General features: G+C 71.8%; 15 protein-coding genes and 1 tRNA gene. 10 read left to right on the forward strand and 6 right to left on the reverse strand.

What is annotated here, in order from left to right:
* The 3 genes from IE246_RS22910 to IE246_RS22920 form a co-directional block, all read left to right on the forward strand.
* A partial coding sequence (locus IE246_RS22910) for an Ig-like domain-containing protein (protein WP_189994079.1) occupies positions 1-2,046 on the forward strand: 2,046 nt, incomplete at its 5' end.
* Between the two features lie 171 nt (positions 2,047-2,217).
* Complete coding sequence (locus IE246_RS22915; RefSeq protein ID WP_229837454.1) at positions 2,218-3,537, forward strand: tetratricopeptide repeat-containing glycosyltransferase family protein; 1,320 nt, start codon at positions 2,218-2,220, stop codon at positions 3,535-3,537.
* Complete coding sequence (locus IE246_RS22920; RefSeq protein WP_189994081.1) at positions 3,534-5,609, forward strand: tetratricopeptide repeat protein; 2,076 nt, start codon at positions 3,534-3,536, stop codon at positions 5,607-5,609. The genes IE246_RS22915 and IE246_RS22920 overlap by 4 nt, the downstream gene beginning before the upstream one ends.
* Before the next feature lie 92 nt (positions 5,610-5,701).
* Here IE246_RS22920 and IE246_RS22925 read toward each other — a convergent pair.
* Positions 5,702-5,777 (reverse strand) — tRNA-Lys (locus IE246_RS22925).
* 145 nt (positions 5,778-5,922) lie between these two features.
* Complete coding sequence (locus IE246_RS22930) at positions 5,923-6,483, reverse strand: PAS domain-containing protein (protein ID WP_189994082.1); 561 nt, start codon at positions 6,481-6,483, stop codon at positions 5,923-5,925.
* Between the two features lie 226 nt (positions 6,484-6,709).
* Here IE246_RS22930 and IE246_RS22935 point away from each other — a divergent pair, with 226 nt between their 5' ends.
* The 4 genes from IE246_RS22935 to IE246_RS22950 are packed head-to-tail and all read left to right on the forward strand — an operon-like array spanning position 6,710 to position 10,494.
* Complete coding sequence (locus IE246_RS22935; protein ID WP_189994084.1) at positions 6,710-7,552, forward strand: fumarylacetoacetate hydrolase family protein; 843 nt, start codon at positions 6,710-6,712, stop codon at positions 7,550-7,552.
* On the forward strand, positions 7,549-8,724 hold the full coding sequence (locus tag IE246_RS22940) for a CaiB/BaiF CoA transferase family protein (RefSeq protein ID WP_189994086.1): 1,176 nt from the start codon (positions 7,549-7,551) through the stop codon (positions 8,722-8,724). Before IE246_RS22935 ends, IE246_RS22940 begins: the two co-directional genes overlap by 4 nt.
* Entirely contained in the window at positions 8,721-9,710 is a 990-nt protein-coding gene (locus IE246_RS22945; protein ID WP_189994088.1) for an NAD(P)H-dependent flavin oxidoreductase, read from the forward strand. The genes IE246_RS22940 and IE246_RS22945 overlap by 4 nt, the downstream gene beginning before the upstream one ends.
* A complete protein-coding gene (locus IE246_RS22950; RefSeq protein WP_189994090.1) occupies positions 9,697-10,494 on the forward strand; it encodes an enoyl-CoA hydratase/isomerase family protein in 798 nt (265 codons plus the stop codon). The genes IE246_RS22945 and IE246_RS22950 overlap by 14 nt, the downstream gene beginning before the upstream one ends.
* 157 nt (positions 10,495-10,651) lie before the next feature.
* Here the strand turns inward: IE246_RS22950 and IE246_RS22955 are convergent, their stop codons facing one another.
* Complete coding sequence (locus tag IE246_RS22955; protein WP_189994092.1) at positions 10,652-11,830, reverse strand: aminotransferase class V-fold PLP-dependent enzyme; 1,179 nt, start codon at positions 11,828-11,830, stop codon at positions 10,652-10,654.
* A gap of 221 nt (positions 11,831-12,051) precedes the next feature.
* Complete coding sequence (locus IE246_RS22960; protein ID WP_189994093.1) at positions 12,052-14,355, reverse strand: xanthine dehydrogenase family protein molybdopterin-binding subunit; 2,304 nt, start codon at positions 14,353-14,355, stop codon at positions 12,052-12,054.
* A gap of 127 nt (positions 14,356-14,482) precedes the next feature.
* Between IE246_RS22960 and IE246_RS22965 the strand changes: the two genes are divergently transcribed.
* On the forward strand, positions 14,483-15,184 hold the full coding sequence (locus IE246_RS22965) for a hypothetical protein (protein ID WP_189994095.1): 702 nt from the start codon (positions 14,483-14,485) through the stop codon (positions 15,182-15,184).
* A gap of 33 nt (positions 15,185-15,217) precedes the next feature.
* Here the strand turns inward: IE246_RS22965 and IE246_RS22970 are convergent, their stop codons facing one another.
* A complete protein-coding gene (locus IE246_RS22970) occupies positions 15,218-15,604 on the reverse strand; it encodes an AtuA-related protein (RefSeq protein ID WP_189994097.1) in 387 nt (128 codons plus the stop codon).
* 2 nt (positions 15,605-15,606) lie between these two features.
* Positions 15,607-16,980, reverse strand: a complete 1,374-nt coding sequence (locus tag IE246_RS22975; protein ID WP_189994099.1) for an acyclic terpene utilization AtuA family protein — start codon at positions 16,978-16,980, stop codon at positions 15,607-15,609.
* 476 nt (positions 16,981-17,456) lie between these two features.
* Between IE246_RS22975 and IE246_RS22980 the strand changes: the two genes are divergently transcribed.
* Together IE246_RS22980 and IE246_RS22985 are read left to right on the forward strand one after the other, a co-directional pair.
* Positions 17,457-18,632, forward strand: coding sequence for a serine hydrolase domain-containing protein (locus tag IE246_RS22980; protein ID WP_189994101.1), 1,176 nt, complete (start codon positions 17,457-17,459; stop codon positions 18,630-18,632).
* Between the two features lie 269 nt (positions 18,633-18,901).
* Positions 18,902-20,083, forward strand: a complete 1,182-nt coding sequence (locus IE246_RS22985; protein ID WP_189994102.1) for a M20 aminoacylase family protein — start codon at positions 18,902-18,904, stop codon at positions 20,081-20,083.
* Positions 20,084-20,085: the final 2 nt, after the last annotated feature.

A 20,085-nucleotide genomic window follows, 5' to 3' on the forward strand; every position in this document is an offset into this window, starting at 1 on the left:
GGCTCGGCGGGCACCGGCGACACGGTGAGCATCCTGGTCGGCGGGACCACGCTGCAGACGGTGACGGCGGCCGGCGGATCGTGGTCGTACACCGCGACCCTGAGTGCCGGCAGCTACGCGATCACCGTGCAGGCGACCGACACGGCGGGCAATGCCGGGCCGGCCTCGTCGGCGCTCGGGCTGGTCGTCGACACCGCCGCACCGTCGACGATCGGCGCGCCGGACCTGCTGGCGTCGAGCGACACCGGGACGTCGAGCACCGACAACATCACCAACTCGACGCTGCCGTCGGTGTCCGGCACCGGGGCGGTCGCGAACGCGCTGGTGCACGTGCTGGTCGGCGGGGTGACGGTCGGCTCGGTGACCGCCAGCGCCGCGGGCGCCTGGACCTACGCCTTCACCTCGACGCTGTCGGCCGGCACCCACGCCATCACCGCGGTCGGCGAGGACGTTGCCGGCAACGACGGCCCGGCCAGCGCGGCGCTGAACGTGGTGGTGGACACCGCCGCGCCGGCGACGCTGGACGTGCCGGACCTGCTGGCGGCCAGCGACAACGGGGCATCGACCACCGACAACATCACCACCTCGACGACCCAGCAGCTGACCGGTTCGGCGACCACCGGCAGCCGGGTGAACATCCTGGTCGGCGGGACCACGCTGCAGACGGTGACGGCGGCCGGCGGGTCGTGGTCGTACACCGCCACCCTGAGTGCCGGCAGCTACGCGATCACGGTCAGCGAGACCGACGTTGCCGGCAACGAGTCGGCGGCCTCGACCGCCCTGAACATGGTGGTCAACGAAGAGCCGACGAGCGATGGCGGCGGCGGTGGCGGCAGCGGCGGCGGCACCACGTCGACCACGACCACCAACACCTCGACGGCCCCGAGCACGACGGCGATCGTGCAGAACACCGGCAACAACGGCAACCTGGTGACCGCCTCGGTGCCGGCATCGGTGACGATCTCCTCGTCGGGGCCGGCGACGGCGCAGTCCGGCGACACCGCGGTCACCACCCTGATCAACGCCATCAACAACCAGAGCCCGACCGGCGCCACCGTGGTGGTGGGCAACGCCCAGACCTTCCTGAACTCGCTGGCGGCGACGACCCAGCTGGACATCCGCACGATCGTCCCGACGGTCGGCACCGGCGTGACGACCGACGACCCGATCATCATCACCGGGTCGACCGGCGGCAGCCAGTCGGAGGCGTTCGTCATCGACATGCGGGGGGTCACCGGCAAGGTCCTGCAGCTCGAGAACATCGAGTTCGCGTCGATCATCGGCAACGCGACGGTGACCGGCGGTTCGGGCAACAACTATGCGACCGGCGACGGCAGCGACCAGTTCATCTCGCTGGGCGAGGGCGACGACACGCTGTACGGCGGCGACGGCAACGACACCATCGGCTCGGCGTCGGGCAACGACAGGCTGTTCGGCGAAGGCGGCAACGACACGGTGGTCGGCGGCACCGGCAACGACTCGCTGTGGGGCGGCACCGACACCGACGTGGTGTACGGCAACCAGGACGCCGACGTGCTGTACGGCAACCAGGCCAACGACACGCTGTACGGCGGCCAGGACGCCGACGTGGCGTATGGCGGCCAGGACGCCGACGTTGCCTACGGCAACCTGGCGGACGACGTGCTGTACGGCAACCTGGGGGCCGACACCCTGTACGGCGGCCAGGGCAACGACGTGCTGTTCGGCGGCCAGGGCAACGACCTGCTGCAGGGCAACCTCGGGGACGACTGGCTGCACGGCAACCTCGGCGACGACACCATCACCACCGGGTCGGGGGCCGACACGGTGGCGGTCGCGAGCAGCGGCGGGGCCGACGTGGTGACCGACTTCGACGGGGCGTCGGGCGACCGCATCCAGATCGCGTCGGACATCAACGGCAGCGGGATCGACACCTATGCCGAACTGCTGGCGGCGGCGACCGACACCGACGACGGGGTGCAGATCGCACTCGGCAGCGGCAACACCCTGACCCTCAACGGCGTCACCGTGTCCCAGCTGCAGTCCGGCTGGTTCACCTTCGGATAGACCGGCGGCCGGTCCGCCACCCGCACTTGCGCATTGCAAACCGGGCGGCGGACGGCGAAGAGTGGGCGTTCCCGACACCGAACGGTCGCCGGGGCGCCCGTCGTCGCGGTCCGGCCCCGGCGGGGGCTTCACGGCCGGCGGGCGGTCTTGCGAGGAGGTTGCCGTCACGCCATGAATGCCGCTCCGACCCCGGCTCGGATCCGCCAGGCGTTGGCATCGCGTCCGGGCGACGCGCGGGCGCTCTACGCCTGGGCGGGAACGCGGATCGCAGAACATCCGCTGGACGCCCTGGCGTGGTCGCGGCGGGCGCGGGTGGCCGAACCGCTGGCGATCCCGCCGCGAACCCGTGAGGCGCAGGTCCTGTTGCGGCTCGGGCGATGCCGCGAGGGCCGATCGGCGTGCCGGCGCGGGCTGTTGATCGATCCGTCGGACTGGTCCTCGTGGATCAATCTGGGCGTTTTCCAGAAGCGGTTCGACGAGACCGCCGATGCCCTGCAGTCGTGCGAGCGGGCCGGCATGACCGGGGCGCCGGACCGGACGGCCGTCATGAACGCGGCGGTCCTTCGCCTGCGGGCCGGCGAGTTCGAACCGGGCTGGCGGATGTATCGTGCACGCCACCGATCGCTCGGCGCCGATCCCGCCGCGGTCTGGCCGGAACTGCCGGAATGGGACGGCCGACCGCTTCCCGGCCGTCTGCGCGTCCTGACCGAGCAGGGCATCGGCGACACGGTCATGTTCCTCACACTGCTGCATGAACTGCGGGCCCGCGCCGGGGCGATCACCCTGCTGGTCAACCCACGGCTCGAGCCGATCCTGCGGCGCAGTTTCCCAGGCGTGGACGTGGTCGCGCCGGACGCCGACGGGAGCCTGCCGCCGTTGCCGCCGGCCGACGCCTGGGTGTGCGTGGGCGATCTGCCGGCAGCCCTCGGACTGTTCACCGGCGGCACCGCCGCGCCGCGTCCCTATCTGCAGCCGGATCCGTCGCGAACGCGGCGGCTTCGTGACCGCCTGACGCGACGCCACCCGGGCAAGCGCCTGGTCGGCATCACCTGGACCAGCCGGGCCGAGGACGGCTGGCGCCGTACGGTTCCGCCGGCCATGTGGCAACCGATCGCGGACATCGAGGGCATTGCCCTGGTTTCCCTGCAGTACGCCGCCACCGCTGCCGATCTGGCCACGTTCGGAGACCGGGTGGACGCCGATCACGGGGTCGAGCCGCTGCGGGACCTCGACGGGCTCGCCGCCCTGGTCGCGGCGATGGATTCCGTGGTGTCGCCGACCAACAACACCGTGCATTTCGCGGGCGCGCTGGGGGTTCGGAGCCACATCCTGCTGCCGGTGGATCCCGACTGGCGCTGGGGACACGACGGCGCCGCCAGCCGATGGTATGACACCGCCCGTCTGTACCGCCAGCGCCGGGACGGCGACTGGCGACCGGTGGTCGACGAGGTCGCACGCGATCTCGTCCGGATGGGAAGCGGTTTTCGGTGAGCGCGCAGTCTCTGGAGATTCTGAACGAGGGCATCCGCTATCAGCGGGCCGGCTTCCGCATGCAGGCGGCCAAGCTGTACCGCCGGGTGCCCAAGGGCGACCGCTACCACGGCGACGCCCTCAATCTTCTCGGCACCCTCCGCTTCGAGCAGGGCATGGCCCTCGACGCCGCCCGGCTGATCGGGGAGGCGGTGCGGGTCAATCCCCGCAACACCACCGCCTGGGGAAACCTGGGGCGGGTGTTGAAGCACCTGGCGCTGTTCGACAAGGCCGCGGCCTGCTTCCGCCGGGCTGCCCTGCTGGCGCCGGAGCGTCCCGACGGTGTCGCCGGGCTGTCGCAGGTGACGACCGGGACGGAACTGGCGCGTACCCTGCGGCGGCGCCTGGCGCTGTCGCCGCTGGACGTGGACGGGCTCATCGAGTTCGGAAACGACCGGTCGCGGGACGGCGACAAGGCCGGCGCAGCCGAGCGGTTCCGGCGCGTGCTCGTCATCGATCCGCGCTCCTTCGCCGGCATGTTCAATCTCGGGAACGCGGTCCGGGACCTGGGGCAAAGCGACGCCGCCGCATGGTGCTACGAGCGCAGCCTGGTGCTGGATCCGGGCAACGCGAACGTCCTCAACAACCGCGGGCTGTTGGCGTTCAACCGCGCCGATTGGGCGACGGCCGAGCGCTGGTTCCGCAAGGCGGTGGGGGCCTACGGCCTGCACGCCGCCGGCTGGAGCAACCTCGCCCGCAGCCTGCAGAAGCAGGGCCGCGACCAGGCGGCGGTCGACGGCTTCCGGCGGGGGCTGGCCATCGACCCCCGGAACATGCCGGTGTGCTGCGAGTTCGCCGGCCTGCTCGAGCTTCCCAAGTGGGCGCGGTTCGGCCTCGTGGTCGATCCGCTCCAGGCCACGGCCTACAACCGCCTGGCGTTGCTGGCGACGAAGGATCCGACGCGGCGCGCGGTCATGCCCTGGCTGCGGCGGGGGGCGTGCATGCGGCCGGACGATCCCGACACCTGGTACAATATCGGCGTCGAACTCGGCCGCTCCGGAGACGCGGAGGCCGCGGCGAAGTACGGCTGGCTGGCCACGCGCGTCCGCGACAACCACGCGTTCGCCCACCTGAACACCGCGCTCGCCCTGCTCGTGCTCGAGCGCTTCGAGCCGGGATGGGAGGAGCATCGCCGCCGGGTCGAGTCCGCCGAGGCGGCGCCGTTCATGCGCTACTTCGACATCCCGGAGTGGATCGACCAGGACCTCGCCGGACGTCGCCTGCTGGTCTGGGGAGAGCAGGGGATCGGCGACGAGATCCAGTTCATGACCCTGATCCGGCATCTGATCCGCCGCGGGGCGCGGCTGACGGTGCTGACCGAACCGCGCATCCGCCCGATAGTCCGGCGGAGCCTGCCCGGGGTCGCGGTTCCCGATGTCGCCGACCCGAGCGGCAAGCTGGAGGACCACCACGGCTGCGACATGCACGTGGCACTCGGCGACCTGCCGCACAGGCTGCGGTTGTTCTGCGGCGGGACGGAGCGGCCCGAGCCCTGGATCGTGCCGGACCCCGATCGCGTCGCCCGGCTGAGGGCCGGGTTGCTCGAGCGGCATCCCGGCAAGCGGCTGGTCGGGATCACCTGGCGGTCGGTGGCGCCGAAGACCGGCGGCCGCCGGACCGTTCCGATCGAGTTGTGGGGCGACTTCGCGGCCACGCCGGGCGTCGCCGTGGTGTCGCTGCAATATGGCCTGAAGCAGCAGGACCTGGACGACATCGCCGCGCTCGGCTGCGACATCGACCACGCCCACGGCGTCGAGCCGATCATGGATCTGGACGGGCTCGCGGCCCTGGTCGCCGCGGTCGATCTGGTGGTCTGCCCGCCCAACAACACGGTGCACTTCGCCGGCGCGATGGCCAAGCCCTGCTGGGTCATGGTGCCGACCCGGCCGGACTGGCGGTGGGGGCTGACCCGTTCGGATTCGCTCTGGTACCCGAACACCCGGGTGTTCCGCCAGGAGAGCGACGACGACTGGATGCCGGTGATGCGCCGGGTCGCCGACGCGCTGCGGGCCTGGGCGGGAGAAGCGGCCTGAACCGGATCTGCCGCCCACAACCGGGGCGGTCCTGCCCATCGGGCCGGTCTGAACGCGTTATCGAGAGAGTCCCGCTAAGTCCTTGATCCGGATGGTGGGCGCACCAGGACTCGAACCTGGGACCCGCTGATTAAGAGTCAGCTGCTCTACCAACTGAGCTATGCGCCCATCCGGGTGCGGAAGCGCCGTAGACGGCGGAAATCCGCGCGAGAGGCGGCCTTATAGCGGACCGATTCCGCTTTGTCGAGACCGTCGGGCGTCGGTTTTTCAACTTCGTTGCCCGGCGCCCGCGGCGCGGCGGCGCGGGCGGCCGTCAGTCGGCGTCGATCGGGAAACTGGCAACCATGATCTGGTCGGTTTCGGCGTCCGGCGCGCTGCGCAGCGGCAGGACGATCTTCTCGTAGGCATAGGGGCGATGGTCGACGACGGTGCGGACGGTGAACGCCTTCGGCACGCCGGCGGCGGCGGTCGCGTCGAACTGGGTCCGCAGCATCGCCGCCAACGGCGGGTGATAGTGCTCGATGGTCCGGCCGGTGACGTCGGCCTGCACCAGATCGACGATCTCGGTGCCGACCAGCCGGTATCGCCAGGTATGCCCGGATTCGACCGGGCCTTCGACCCGTTCGAGCAGAGTGGTCCGGCTGAGCGTCTCGACCACCTCGGTCGGGCTGAAGACCGCCCGGCTCGGCGGCCGGATCCCCTCGCTGGCGGCCGCCCGGCCCCAGGCTTCGGCGAGGGCACGCAGGGCCGGGTTCCGCAGGTCGTCGACCGGCTGCTCGTTCCAGGTCCGGACCTGGTCGGCGCGCTCCTCGACCGGCGGGCGGTGCCATACCCTGTGCGCCGGTCGTTCGTCCCGATGATCGTGGTCGCTCAAGCTTTCGTACCATCCCGAGGACCGGCCCGCGGTCGGTCGTTGAAATATACCAACAGTAGTTATTGTTTGATGTTTTGGCGACCTATGATCAAGAGCGGCGCTGTCCAGAATCGAGCACGGAACCGGTCGCGCCGTTGACGGCGGCGCCTCCTGACGCGAGGCTAGCGCCACCGGGCTCTCCGGTCGAGAATTCCAACAACCGACTTACCAAGCGGAGGAATGCGCCATGCGGGTCGCGAGCTATCTCGTGGACGGAAACCCGGCCTGGGGGCTGGTCACGGCGGACGGCGCCGGGCTGATCGACGCGACCGGGCAGTTCCCGACCCTGAAGGCCGCGCTGGCGGCCGGCGGGCTCGGCAAGGTCGCCGGCGCCCTGGCCGGCCGGCCCGCCGACCGGGCGCTCGATTCCGTCGCGTTCCTGCCGGTGGTGCCGGACCCGGACAAGATCCTGTGCGTCGGCCTGAACTACGACGACCACCGCAAGGAAGGGAACCATCCGGAGCAGAAGCACCCGACCTTCTTCGTGCGGTTCGCCAACTCGCAGATCGGCCACCGCCGGCCGATGGTCAAGCCGAGGATCTCCGACATGTTCGACTGGGAGGCCGAACTGGCCGTGGTGATCGGCAAGGCCGGCCGCCATATTCCGGCCGAGCGGGCGCTCGAGCACGTCGCCGGCTACGCACCCTACAACGACGGCAGCGTGCGCGACTGGCAGCGCCACACCACCCAGTTCACGCCGGGCAAGAACTTCCCCGGCACCGGCGGCTTCGGGCCCTGGATGTCGAGCCCGGACGAGATCGCCGACCTGCAGGCGGTCACCGTCGAGGCCCGGCTGAACGGCGAGGTCATGCAGCACGCCGCGGTGTCGGACATGATCTTCCCGATCCCGGCGCTGATCGCCTACGCCTCGACCTTCACCGAGCTGGTGCCGGGCGACGTGATCGCCACCGGCACGCCGGGCGGCGTCGGCTCGCGGCGCACCCCGCCGGTCTGGATGAAGCCGGGCGACGTGGTCGAGATCGAGATCGGCGGAGTCGGCACCCTGGTCAACGAGGTGGTGGCGGAATGACCGGCGCCGCATCTCCGGCCGAGGCGCCGCCCGATTCGCCGCCCGACTTGCCCCTGGCCGGGATCCGGGTGGTGGAGCTCGGCGGCAGCGTCGCCGTGCCGTACGCCTGCTGGGTGCTCGCCTCGCTCGGCGCCGAGGTGGTCAAGGTCGAGCGGCCGGACGGCGGCGACGACGCCCGGGCCTGGATGCCGCCGGAACGGCGTCCGGGCTTCGGCGGCATCTTCACCGCCCTGAACGCCGGCAAGCGCTCGGTCGCCGTCGACTTCAAGGACCCGGCGCAGATGGCCCGCCTCACCACCCTGATCGGGCGGGCCGACGTGGTGGTGCAGAACCTGCGGCCGGGCCTGGCCGAGCGCCTGGGGATCGGGGCCGAGGCGATGACCGCCGCCAACCCGCGGCTGATCTACTGCGACAGCGGCGCGTTCGGCCGCACCGGCCCGCTCGCCGACCGGCCCGGCTACGATCCGCTGATGCAGGCCTTCGGCGGCATCATGAGCGTGACCGGCCACGAGGGCGACGACCCGGTGCGGGTCGGCACCTCGCTGATCGACATGGGCACCGGCATGTGGGCGGTGATCGGGGTGCTGGCGGCACTGCGGCGGCGCGACGCCACCGGCGAGGGCGGGCGGGTCGACGTGTCGCTGTACGAAACCGCGCTCGGCTGGATGACCTACCACGTCTCCAACTTCCTCGCTTCCGGGCGCGACCCGCGCCGGCCGGGCAGCCGCTCGCCCGGCATGGCGGTCTACCAGGCCTTCGCCTGCGCCGACGGCCACCTGATCATCGCCGCCCCCAGCGACCGGCTGTTCGCCAAGGTCGCCGGCGTGCTCGGCCATCCGGAGTGGCCGGGCGACGAGCGGTTCGCCACCAACGAGAAGCGGTTCGCCAATTTGGACGTGCTGGTCGGGCTGATCGAAGGGGTGACGCGGACGCAACCGAGGGCGCACTGGCAGGCGGCGCTCGACGCCGCCGGGGTCCCGTCGGCGCCGCTGCAGAGCGTCAGCGAGGTGGTCGCCCATCCGCAGACCCGTGCGCTAGGCATCCTGGAGACCACGCCGGACGGCTGGGAACTGGTCGGCCTGCCGCTGTCGTTCGACGGCATGCGCCCGGCGCAGCGCTCGGGGCCGCCGGTGCTGGGCGAGGCGACCGACGCGGTGCTGGGAAGGTCATGACCATCCGCACGGCCCTGACCGAGCTGCTCGGGATCGAGCACCCGGTGCTGAGCGCGCCGATGGCCGGCGTCGCCGGCGGCGCGCTCGCCGGGGCGGTGTCGCAGGCCGGCGGGCTCGGGCTGATCGGCGGCGGCTACATCGACGGCGACTGGATCGAGCGCGAGTGGGCGGCGGCCGGCAACGCCCGGATCGGCATCGGCTTCATCACCTGGCGGCTCGACGGGATGCCGGCGGCGCTCGACGCCGCGCTGGCGCATCGGCCGGCCGCGGTGATGCTGTCGTTCGGCGATCCCGCACCGTATGTCGGCCGGATCCACGACGGCGGCGCGCTGGCGATCTGCCAGGTCCAGACCGTCCAGGCCGCGCGCGCGGCCGCCGAGGCCGGGGCCGACGTGATCGTGGCCCAGGGGGCGGATGCCGGGGGGCACGGCGCCAGCCGCGGCACCTTCGCGCTGGTGCCGGCGGTGGCGGACGCGGTCGGTGCGGTGCCGGTGGTCGCGGCCGGCGGGGTCGGCGACGGCCGCGGGCTGGCGGCGGCGCTGTCACTGGGCGCGACCGGCGTGCTGGTCGGCTCGCGGTTCTACGCGACCGGCGAGGCACTGGCCCGCGACGCTGCCAAGCAGCGCGCGGTCGAGGAGTCCGGCGACCGCACCGTGCAGTCCAGCGTGTTCGACCGGGCGCGCGGGTTCGACTGGCCGGCGCCGTTCCGGCTGCGCACCCTGCGCAATGCCTTCACCGAGCGCTGGCACGGCCGCGAGGCCGAGATGGACGGGACGCTCGAGGAGATCCGCGCCGACTACGCCCGGGCCGCCGAGGCCGGCGATCTCGCCGAGGCGCCGGTGGTGGTCGGCGAGGCGACCGACCTGATCCGCGACGTGCCGCCGGCCGGCGAACTGGTCGGTCGCATGGTTCGAGAGGCCGAGGCCGCGCTGCGCGCCGGCGGCCGGTTCATCGTCGAGGAGGAGAGTGACCGTGCAGGTCCGTGAGTTCGAGACCCTGACCCTGGAGGCCGTGGACGAGCACGTCCTGGTCGTCACCCTGGACCGCCCGGAGGTCCGCAACGCCCTGAACACCCAGATGGGCTTCGACCTCAGGGACCTGTGGATGGAGCTGTACCGCGACGCCGGGTCGGTGCGCTGCGTGGTGCTGACCGGTCGCGGCGACAAGGCGTTCTGTGCCGGCGGCGACCTGAAGGAGCGCAACGGCATGACCGACGAGGCGTGGCGCGCCCAGCACGCCCTGTTCGAGCAGATGGTCAAGGCGCAGCTCGAATGCCCGGTGCCGATCATCGCCGCGGTCAACGGCGCCGCCTTCGCCGGCGGGCTCGAGATCACGCTCGGGTGCGACTTCGCCTATGCCGCCCCGACCGCCCGGTTCGCGCTGACCGAGGTGACGCTGGGCATCATGCCGGGGGCGGCCGGCACCCAGAACCTGCCGCGCGCCGTCGGCCTGCGCCGGGCCAAGGAGATCGTGCTGACCGGCCGGCCGTTCTCGGCCGAGGAGGCCCTGGCCTGGGGCGCGATCAACCGGATCTGCGCCGACGGCACGCTGATGGACGAGGCGCTGGCCACCGCCCGCACGATCGCCGGCAACGCCCCGATCTCGGTCCGCCAGGCCAAGAAGTCGCTGAACGCCGCCGAGCAGATGGACCTGAAGAACGGCTACGACTTCGAGATCGAGGCCTACAACCGCACCGTCGGCACCGAGGACCGCTACGAGGGCATCCGCGCGTTCAACGAGAAGCGCAAGCCGGTCTACAAGGGGCGGTGAGGGGGCGATGAGGAGGGGCCGGGGGAGCGGCTTCGGGCATGGGGCCCGGCTCTTCGCGGCGTTGCCGCTTCGGCCGGGATGAGGGGGAAAAGGGCATTCCAATCATCCTCATCCCGGAATGGATCGCCGCAGGCGGGCCGTATCCGGGACCCATGCGTCACCCTGCCACCAGCTCGCAGAACCGCTCGATCTCGGCCAGGGTGTTGAAGCAGTGCAGCGAGGCGCGGGCCAGCGACGGCAGGCCGCGTGCCCCGAGGTCGAGGCGGGCGTACGGCGCGCTCGACACCGAGATCGACACGTCGTGGCCGGCCATCCGGCGGGCCAGTTGCTCCGGCGGCTCGCCGTCCCGGGTGAAGGTGACGATCCCGCAGCGCCGGACGCCCTGGTCGTGGACGGTGACCCCGGCGATCCCGGCGAGGCGGTCGCGAAGGTCCTGGGCCAGTCCGGCGATCCGTGCCTCGATCGCCGGGAGGCCGAGGGCGAGCGCATAGTCGACCGCTGCCGCCAGCCCGACCCGGCCGGCGACAAAGCTCTCCCAGTTCTCGAAGCGGCGGGCGCCGGGCGCGAGCTCGTAGCGGTCGTCGCCGGTCCAGGTGGCGGCGTGCAGGTCGACGAACGGCGGCTCCAGCCGCTCGACGATCTCGTCCGAGACGTACAGGAACCCGGTGCCGCGTGGGCCGCGCAGGAACTTGCGGCCGGTGCCGGACAGGATGTGACAGCCGATGGCGCCCACGTCGAGGTCGATCTGGCCGGCCGACTGGCAGGCGTCGAGCAGGTAGATCAGCCCGTGCTCGCGCGCTACTCGTCCGATCTCGGCCGCCGGATTGACCAGCCCGCCCTGGGTCGGGACGTGGGTGACGGCGACCAGCCGGGTGCGCGGCCCGACCAGGCGCGCCATCGCGTCGACGTCGACCTGGCCGCTGGCGTCCGACGGCGCCACGTCGATCGCCACGCCGCGGCGCTTCGCGGTCTGCAGGAAGGCGAGGTAGTTCGAGGCGTATTCCGAGGCGTGGGTGACGATCCGGTCGCCCTCGCGCAGCGGCAGCGAGTAGAACGCCATGTCCCACGCCCGCGTGGCGTTCTCGACATAGGCGATCTCGTGCGGGGCGACGCGCAGCAGCTCGGCCAGCGCCGTGTACATCCGCTCGAGCGCCGGTCGCGCCCGCGCCTCGGCCTCGTAGCCGCCGACCTCGCATTCGAGCGCGAGGTGGCCGGCCACGGCCTCGTACACCGGCGCCGGCATCGGCGAGGCGCCGGCGTTGTTGAAGTGGATGCGCTCGGCGCAGGACGGGGTGTCGGCCCGCAGACGGGCGATCTGGGAGTCGGTGAGGGTCATGGCGTCGTCTCCCGTCAGGGCGAACTGGTGCCCGTCGCTTTGTGGGTCCCGGATCAGCCGCACGGGCGTGCGCCTGTCCGGGATGACGTCAACTGGGGGGAGGTGTCATTGGTCGGATTTGAGTCAGTGTCGGCCCTTCCTTCCTGACGTCATCCCGGACCGGACCGCCGCAGGCGGAACGGATCCGGGACCCACCAAGCGACGGGCGTCTCCGCCTCGGCTCACCCCCGCGCCACGTCGATCGCCCGCCACACGCGCTCCGGCGTCAGCGGCGTGTCCAGGTGTTCGACGCCGAGCGGGCGCAGCGCGTGCAGTACGGCGTTCAGCACCGGCCCGGGCCCGCCGATCGACGACACCTCGCCGACGCCCTTGGCGCCGATCAGCGCGTTCGGGCTGGCGGTCGGCGCCCAGGCGAGGTCGAAGAACGGCATGTCGTCGGCCCGCGGCAGGCAGTAGTCCATCAGCGAGCCGGTCAGCAGCTGGCCGGTCTCTGGGTCGTAGTGGATCCGCTCCAGCAGGACCTCGCCGATCTCCTGGGCGATGCCGCCGTGCAGCTGGCCGCGCGCGGTCGGTTCGTTGATCACCCGGCCGAGGTCGTCGACCCCGGTCCAGCGTTCGACCCGGACCTTGCCGGTGTCGGGATCGACCTCGACCTCGACCACGTAGCCGCCGTTCGGGAAGGTGGTGTGCAGCCCCTCGAAGTCGAGCTGAGCCATGCAGCCGGCGCCCAGCTCGCCGTCGCGCTGCTCGGCCGGAATCCGGTCCCAGCCGGCCGCCACCTCGCCCAGCGCGATGGTCCGGTCGGTGCCGGCGATGCGGAACTCGCCGAAGCCGTACTCGACGTCCTGCACGGCGGCTTCCAGCAGGTGCGAGGCGACGTGCCTGGCCTGGTCGATCATCTGTAGGGCGGTGCGGTGCACGGTGTTGCCGGCGATCGACAGCAGGTTGGAGCCGCCGGTGCCGCCGCCCTTGGTCAGGAAGTCGCTGTCGCCCTGCTCGACCCGGATGCGCTCGACCGGGATCTCCAGGGTCTCGGCGGCGACGATGGCGAGCGCGGTGCGGTGGCCTTGCCCCGAATCCTGGGTGCCGGTGCGCACCAGCACGGTGCCGTCGGGCAGGGCGCGGACCTCGCTGCGCTCGGCGGTCGAGCCGCCGGTGGCGTGCAGGTGCAGCCCGAGCCCGAGGCCGCGGCGCAGGCCCCTGGCTTCGCTCTCGGCCCTGCGGCGCGCGAAGCCGGCCCAGTCGGCATTGTCCAGCAGCTTGTCGAACAGCGCCGGGAAGTCGCCACCGTCGTAGGTCTCGCCCATCGCGGTGGCGTAGGGCAGGTCGGCCGGCCGCACCAGGTTGCGCCGGCGCAGCTCGGCCCGGTCGACGCCGAGCCGATCGGCGGCGACGTCGATCAGCCGCTCCAGCGTCGACACCGTCTCGGGCTTGCCGGCGCCGCGATAGGCGTCGGTCGGCACCGCGTTGGTGAACACCCCGCGCACCCGGTAGTGCAGGCCGGGGATCCTGTAGCAGTGGCCGAACACCCGGCAGGCGCCGCCGGTCACGATGGTCGCGTTCACCGCGTTCCAGTAGGCGCCGACATCGGCCAGGGCGTCGATCCGGAAGCCGGTGAACTTCAGGTCCTTGTCGAGCGCCAGGGCGGCGCGGTCGATCCGGCCGCGGCCCATGGCGTCGGACGCCAGGCCCTCGGTACGGGACGAGATCCACTTCACCGGCCGGCCGGTCTCCCGGGCGGCGACCAGTACCAGGACCTGCTCCGGGTACGGCCAGATCTTCACCGCGAAGCTGCCGCCGACATCCTCGGTGACGACCCGCACCCGGTCCTGCTCGACGCCCAGGTAGTCGGCCATGGCGGCCCGCAGCGAGACCACGCCCTGGCTGCCGGTCCACAGGGTGTAGCGGCCGCTGTCGGGGTCGAAGCCGCCGATGCAGCCGCGGGTCTCGATCGGCGCGATGGCGATGCGCGGGTGACGGACCGTCAGCTCGATGACGTGCGCGGCCTCGGCGAACAGCCGGCGGGTCTCGTCCGGGTTGCCCTTCTCCCAGTCGATGCCGACGTTTCCGGGCGCCTCGTCCCAGATCGCCGGCGCGCCGTCGGCGGTTGCGGCCTCGACGTCGAGCACCACCGGGCGGTCGTCGAACTCCACCTCGACGGTCTCGACGGCGTCGAGCGCCTCGGCCTCGCTCTCGGCGATCACCGCGACCACCGGCTGGCCGACATACTTGACCGAATCGCGGGCCAGCACCGGGCGCTCCGGCTCGATCATCGGCGAGCCGTCGCTGTTGGCCATGGCCGAGCGCACGGTCATCGGCGTCACGCCGAGCCGGTCCAGGTCGGCGGCGGTCAGCACCAGCCGGACGCCGGCCATCGAGCGGGCCGACTCGACGTCGAGTCCGGTGATCTCCGCATGGGCGACCGGCGACCGCAGCACCACCATGGTCAGGGCGGAGTCGGGTTGGCGGTCGTCGACGTAGCGGCCGCGTCCGGTCAGCAGTCGGTCGTCTTCAAAGCGCAGCATGGGCCTGTTCGGAGTGGGGCGAGGAGGCGTGGAGGGTGGCACGGAAGACGGCGCCTTTTCCAGTCTTCCCGGCGTCCGGTTTTGCTATGATCCCGCCTCCTGATGATCCCGGACGACCGATCGCCGCATGACGGACCACCTTCCGGTCACACTCGCCAATCTCCACCAGGACGCCAAGAAGGCCTCGGGTCGGCTCGAGACCTTCCGTGCCTACGTGAAGCTCCTGAACGTAGCCTACAAGGCGCTCGCGAAGGCGCGCGACGAGAGCCGCCTGGCCGACCGTCATCTCAACGAGCTGCGGGTCGATCACGCGTTCTTCCAGCGCCACAAGGCCAAGGTCGAACTGACGTTCCGGGCGCTCCGCGAGACCTATCGCAACCCGGCCCGGGCGCTGCGGATGATCGACGATCTCTCCGCGAACTATCCGGCGCAGTACGTCTTCGACGTCTGCCAGCTCGGCACCTACCGCTTCGGCGCGCCGCATGGCTGGAGCCTTCTCGGCATCCGGTCCGCCGCGCGCGTGGATGCCGACCAGAACTACGTCGACGCCGTCATACCGGCGCTGGTCCAGATGCTGCCGGACCACGGCGCATACGTGGAAATGCGCGGCAAGGACATCGAGAAGCGGTTCGAGGAAGCCCTCGCCGACGCCAACCAGAAGCGCGCGGCCCATGCCGCGATCGAGGCGGCGGTACCGACATGGAGCGAGGAACTGGCGGCCTGCTCGCAGTCGCTCACCACGGCCGAGGTCGACCGGCTCAGCGAGAACGAGCGCGAGGTGCGGCGGCGGCTGACGCCGCAGCCCAGGGCGCGGACGGAGACCGCCTGACGGGGCTCGCCTGGCGGGGGCTGCCGGCGGGCGTCAGCCAGTCGCCTTCTCCGGGTGCAGCGCCAGCCGGGCCGGGACCTCGACCGGCATTGTCAGCAGGTGGAACGCCAGCGACTTGCCGTGGCCGTCCAGGTTCAGGGCGCCGTTGACCCCGCCCTGCAGCACGTCGTCGATCACGAAGTTCATCGCCGGCATGCTCGGCAGCTCGTAGCGCGTGACCGTGCCGGCACCCTTGGCCGCGAACCAGGCCTTGACCCGTTCCGGCGTGACCTGCTCCAGCAGCAGCGGCCAGGCCTCGTCGTGGTAGGGGATGACGCTGATGTTGACCCGGTTGCCCTTGTCGCCGGTGCGGCCGTGGGCGACCTCGTGCAGCGGCACCCGGACGATGCGATTCGAATCGGCGCGGTCGTTCTCGGCCATCTTCAGTTCTCCTCCACCAGCCGGGCGTTGGCGGTCACCCGCTCGCGGTCGACCAGGATCGACGCGGTGGTGATCTGCGGGGCGATGCGGTGGCGCACGCCGGCGCCGCCGGCCGGGCCCGAGCAGTACAGCGACAGCACCTCGTCGGCGATCCACTGGGCCATGTGCCTTTCGCCGCCGTGGGTCGCCATGCGGACCCGGTACTCGCCGTCGTCCGGCCAGGACCGCGAGGCCCTGAGGTCGCCGCCGTCGCCGTCGAAGGTGGCGACCGTGCCGATCAGGTCGAAGCGCAGCGGCCAGTTGGTGCCGAGGTCGCGGACCCGGGTGCGCAGCACCTCGATCGCCAGCTCGGCGCGGGCCCTCGCGTTCGGCCCGGCATAGGTGATCTCGCCCTCGCCGAGCCAGCCGCCCTCGAAGCTGACCGTCGCCTTCAGGGTCGGCGGTTTCGGCTTGCCGCGGGCGCCGGTGATCCGCACCCGGTCGGGGCCGATCTCCTCGACCCGTACGCCGGAGATGTCGAGGGTCACGTCCGGCGTCAGGTAGGCCGACGGGTCGTGCATCTCGTACAGTAGCTGCTCCTTCACCGTGCGGTGGCTGACCAGGCCGCCGGTGTCGTCGGCCTTGCCGATCACCACGGTGCCGTCGGCCGAGATCTCGGCGATCGGGAAGCCGACATGGCCGAAATCCGGCACGTCCTTGTAGCCGGGGTCGGCGAAGTAGCCGCCGGTGACCTGGGCGCCGCATTCCAGCAGGTGGCCGGCCATGGTGCCGGCGGCAACCCGGTCGAGGTCGTCGAGCGACCAGCCGAACTCGTGCAGCAGGGGGCCGAGTGCCAGCGCCGGGTCGGCGCAGCGCCCGACCACCACCACGTCGGCGCCGAGCGCCAGGGCGTCGGCGATCGGCCGCGCCCCCAGGTAGACGTTGGCGGCGACCAGCCTGCCGTCCGGCATGGCGATGCCCTCGACCGGGTCGTGGCCGCGGATGTCGCCCTCGGTCATCACCGCGGTCAGGTCGTCGCCCTCGACCACGGCGACCTTCAGGCCGGCGATACCGTCCTCGCGCGCCATCTCCAGGATCTTCCGGGCCCCGCCCAGCGGGTTGGCGGCGCCGAAGTTGGAGACTACGCGGATGCCGTTCGCCTTCACGCTCTTCAGCACCGGCCGCAGGATGCGCTCCAGGTAGGGCGAGTAGCCGGCCGCCGGGTTCTCGATCCTGGCCTGCTGGGCGAGTGCCAGGGTGCGTTCGGCCAGGGTCTCGTACATCAGGTAGCGCGGACCGGAGCGGCGGGCCAGGCTGGCGACCACGGGAACGGCGGCGTCCCATCGGTCGCCGGCAAACCCGGCCCCGCAGCCGATGTGGACGGTGGTGGCGGTCACGCTGGTCTCCTCCGGGCGGTGTTTTCGTCAGACTAGCCGAGAGGGTCGGGGTGCCGGAACACCTGTTGTCCCGACGATCCGGAAAGACAGCATCGCCGTGTGGCGTTCCTTTGCCGTTGCTGGAGAATATGGTGACAGTGCACTTATCTAACAGCTGTGCAGCACGCCAACAGCCCAGGCGCGTCAATCGAGTGCACTGTCACTGGAATTCCCAGGTAGTCGCGGTGCAGCGCCGACATGACGGCGCGGAGCGAGAGGAGGGGGCGAAGATCGGCGCTGGGGCTGGCAATCACAGGCATCCCGTCGACCTTCGTCACCGCTGTGCAACGGACCCGCTGCAATTATTCAGTCAATCGCAGGCGAAGTCCAACAACCCTCGTGGGTATGCCTGGGATCGCGCGCGCCGGAACGAAGCGGTTGACGGCGGCGGTCGCAGCCCGGTCAATTCGCCGGCCACCGTCACCCAGGAGCCTCCGATGCAGGACCCGACCGCCGTGCCGACGCTTCCCGAGCAGCCCGATGCCGCCTTGGCCGGCCGGGTCGACGCCGTGCTCGACGGCTACGTCGGCAGCTCGATCGTCGGGGCGGTCGTGCACGTGGTGCGCGACGGCAGGCTGGTCTACCGGCGGGCCGCCGGGCACGCCGACCGCGAGAGCGGCCGGGCGATGGCGGTCGACACGCCGTTCCGGCTGGCCTCGGTGACCAAGCCCTACGTGACGGTCGCGGCCCTCGCCCTGGTCGACCGCGGGATCCTGGAGCTCGACGCCCCGATCACCCGCTGGCTGCCGGACTTCCGTCCGCGGTTCGACGGGGCCGAGGCGGCGATCACCCTGCGGCACCTGCTGACCCACACCTCGGGCCTCGCCTACGGCTTCGCCCAGGGCCCGGACGGGCCGTACCCGAAGGCCGGGATCTCCGACGGCATCGACCGGCCGGGCTTCGGCCTGGCCGAGAACCTGCGCCGGCTCGCCGCCGCGCCGCTGACCTTCGCGCCCGGCTCGGCCTGGCTGTACTCGCTGGCGACCGACGTCCTGGGCGCGGTGCTGCAGGCCGCGGCCGGCCGGCCGCTGGCCGAGGTGGTGCGCGACCAGGTGACCGGTCCGCTCGGGCTCGGCCACACCATGTTCGTCGCCGCCGACCCGGAGGCGCTGGCGACCGCCTATGCCGACTCGCCGGCCGGCCCGGTGCGGATGACCGATCCGCACGACCTGCCGTTCGGCGAGGGCGGGGCGATCCGGTTCGCGCCGTCGCGGGCCGGGGACGCCGCGGCCTATCCGTCGGGCGGCGCCGGCATGGTCGGCACCGCGCCGGAGTTCGTCGCCCTGCTGGAGACCCTGCGGACCGGCGGCGCCCCGCTGCTGCGCCCGGAGACGGTCGCGGCGCTGACCGCCAACCAGGTCGGCACCAAGGCCGAGCAGGGGATCGGCGCCGGCTGGGGCTTCGGCCTCGGGGTCGCGGTGCTGGTCGATCCGGTCGCCGGCGCCACGCCGCAGGCGGCCGGGACCTGGCGCTGGGGCGGGGTGTACGGGCACAACTGGTTCGTCGACCCGGCGGCCGGGCTGACCGTGGTGACCTTCACCAACACTGCGGTGGCCGGCATGAACGGCCCGATCCGCGAGGCGATCCGCGACGCGGTGTACGGGGCGGGCTGAGCGTCCGTTCGGCGGGTGCCCGTTGCCGGGTGGGTTCCGGCTCCGTCCCGCCGCTGGCGGTCCGGTCCGGAATGACGACAGAGAAAGAAGATCGAGCCAGCGTCCCTCCTCCTGTCGTCATTCCGGCCGGAGCGACATTGTCGCGAAGAGCCGGAACCCGCCCGGCGACGGGTGCAGGCCACCGGAATGCGTCGTTGCCGGGGCCGGTCCGGTGCGCCTAAGCTCCACGCCCCACCGGTTCGCATGCCCTTCCCCGGAGTACCCCGTCGATGCCCGTCCTCAACCGCATTGCCGAATTCCATGAGGAGATGACCCGCTGGCGGCGCGAGATGCACGCCCATCCGGAGACCGCGTTCGAGGAGGTCTGGACCTCGGACTTCATCGCCGCCCGGCTGGCGGAGATCGGCGTCGACCGGATCGAGCGGGGCATCGCCAGGACCGGCATCGTCGCGACCATCAAGGGCCAGGGCTCGTCGGAGCGGTCGATCGGGCTGCGCGCCGACTTCGACGCCCTCGACATCACCGAGACCACCGGCAAGGAGTGGGCGTCGACCATCCCCGGCAAGATGCACGCCTGCGGCCACGACGGCCACACCACCATGCTGCTGGGGGCGGCCAAGTACCTGGCCGAGACCCGGAACTTCGACGGTACCGCGGTGCTGATCTTCCAGCCGGCCGAGGAGAACGAGGGCGGCGGAAGGGTGATGGTCGAGGAGGGGCTGTTCGAGCGCTTCCCGGTCGACGCGGTGTACGGCATGCACAACCGGCCGGGCCTGGCGCTCGGCAAGATGTGCATGCGCGCGGGCCCGGCGATGGCCGGCTTCGACATCTTCGAGATCACCATCCACGGCTATGGCGGCCACGCCGCCCGGCCGCACACCACCATCGACCCGGTGGTGGTGCAGGCGCACATCGTGCAGGCGCTGCAGACCATCGCCAGCCGGCACACCGACCCGCTGGACAGCGTGGTGGTGTCGATCACCCAGGTGCACGGCGGCGACACCTGGAACGTGATCCCGGAGAAGGTGGTGCTGCGCGGCACCGTGCGGGCGTTCCGGACCGAGGTGCAGGACCGTACCGAGGCCACCATGAGCCGGCTGTGCCGCAACGTCGCCGCGGCGTTCGACGCCTCGGTCGACGTCCGCTACGAGCGCCGCTACCCGCCGCTGTCGAACCACGCCGAGCATGTGGAGAAGTGCGCGGCGGTGGCGTGCGACCTGCTGGGGGCCGAGAACGTCGACACCGATCCGGCACCGGTCATGGGGTCGGAGGATTTCGCCTTCATGCTGAACGAGCGGCCCGGCGCCTACGTCAACCTCGGCAACGGCACCGGCCAGGACGGCGGGGTCATGGTCCACAACCCGGGCTACGACTTCAACGACGCGGCGCTGCCGCACGGCGCCTCGTTCTGGGCCCGACTGATCGAGACCCTGATGCCGCGGGCCGCTTAGGC

Source organism: Thalassobaculum fulvum (assembly GCF_014652915.1).
Taxonomy (GTDB): domain Bacteria; phylum Pseudomonadota; class Alphaproteobacteria; order Thalassobaculales; family Thalassobaculaceae; genus Thalassobaculum_A; species Thalassobaculum_A fulvum.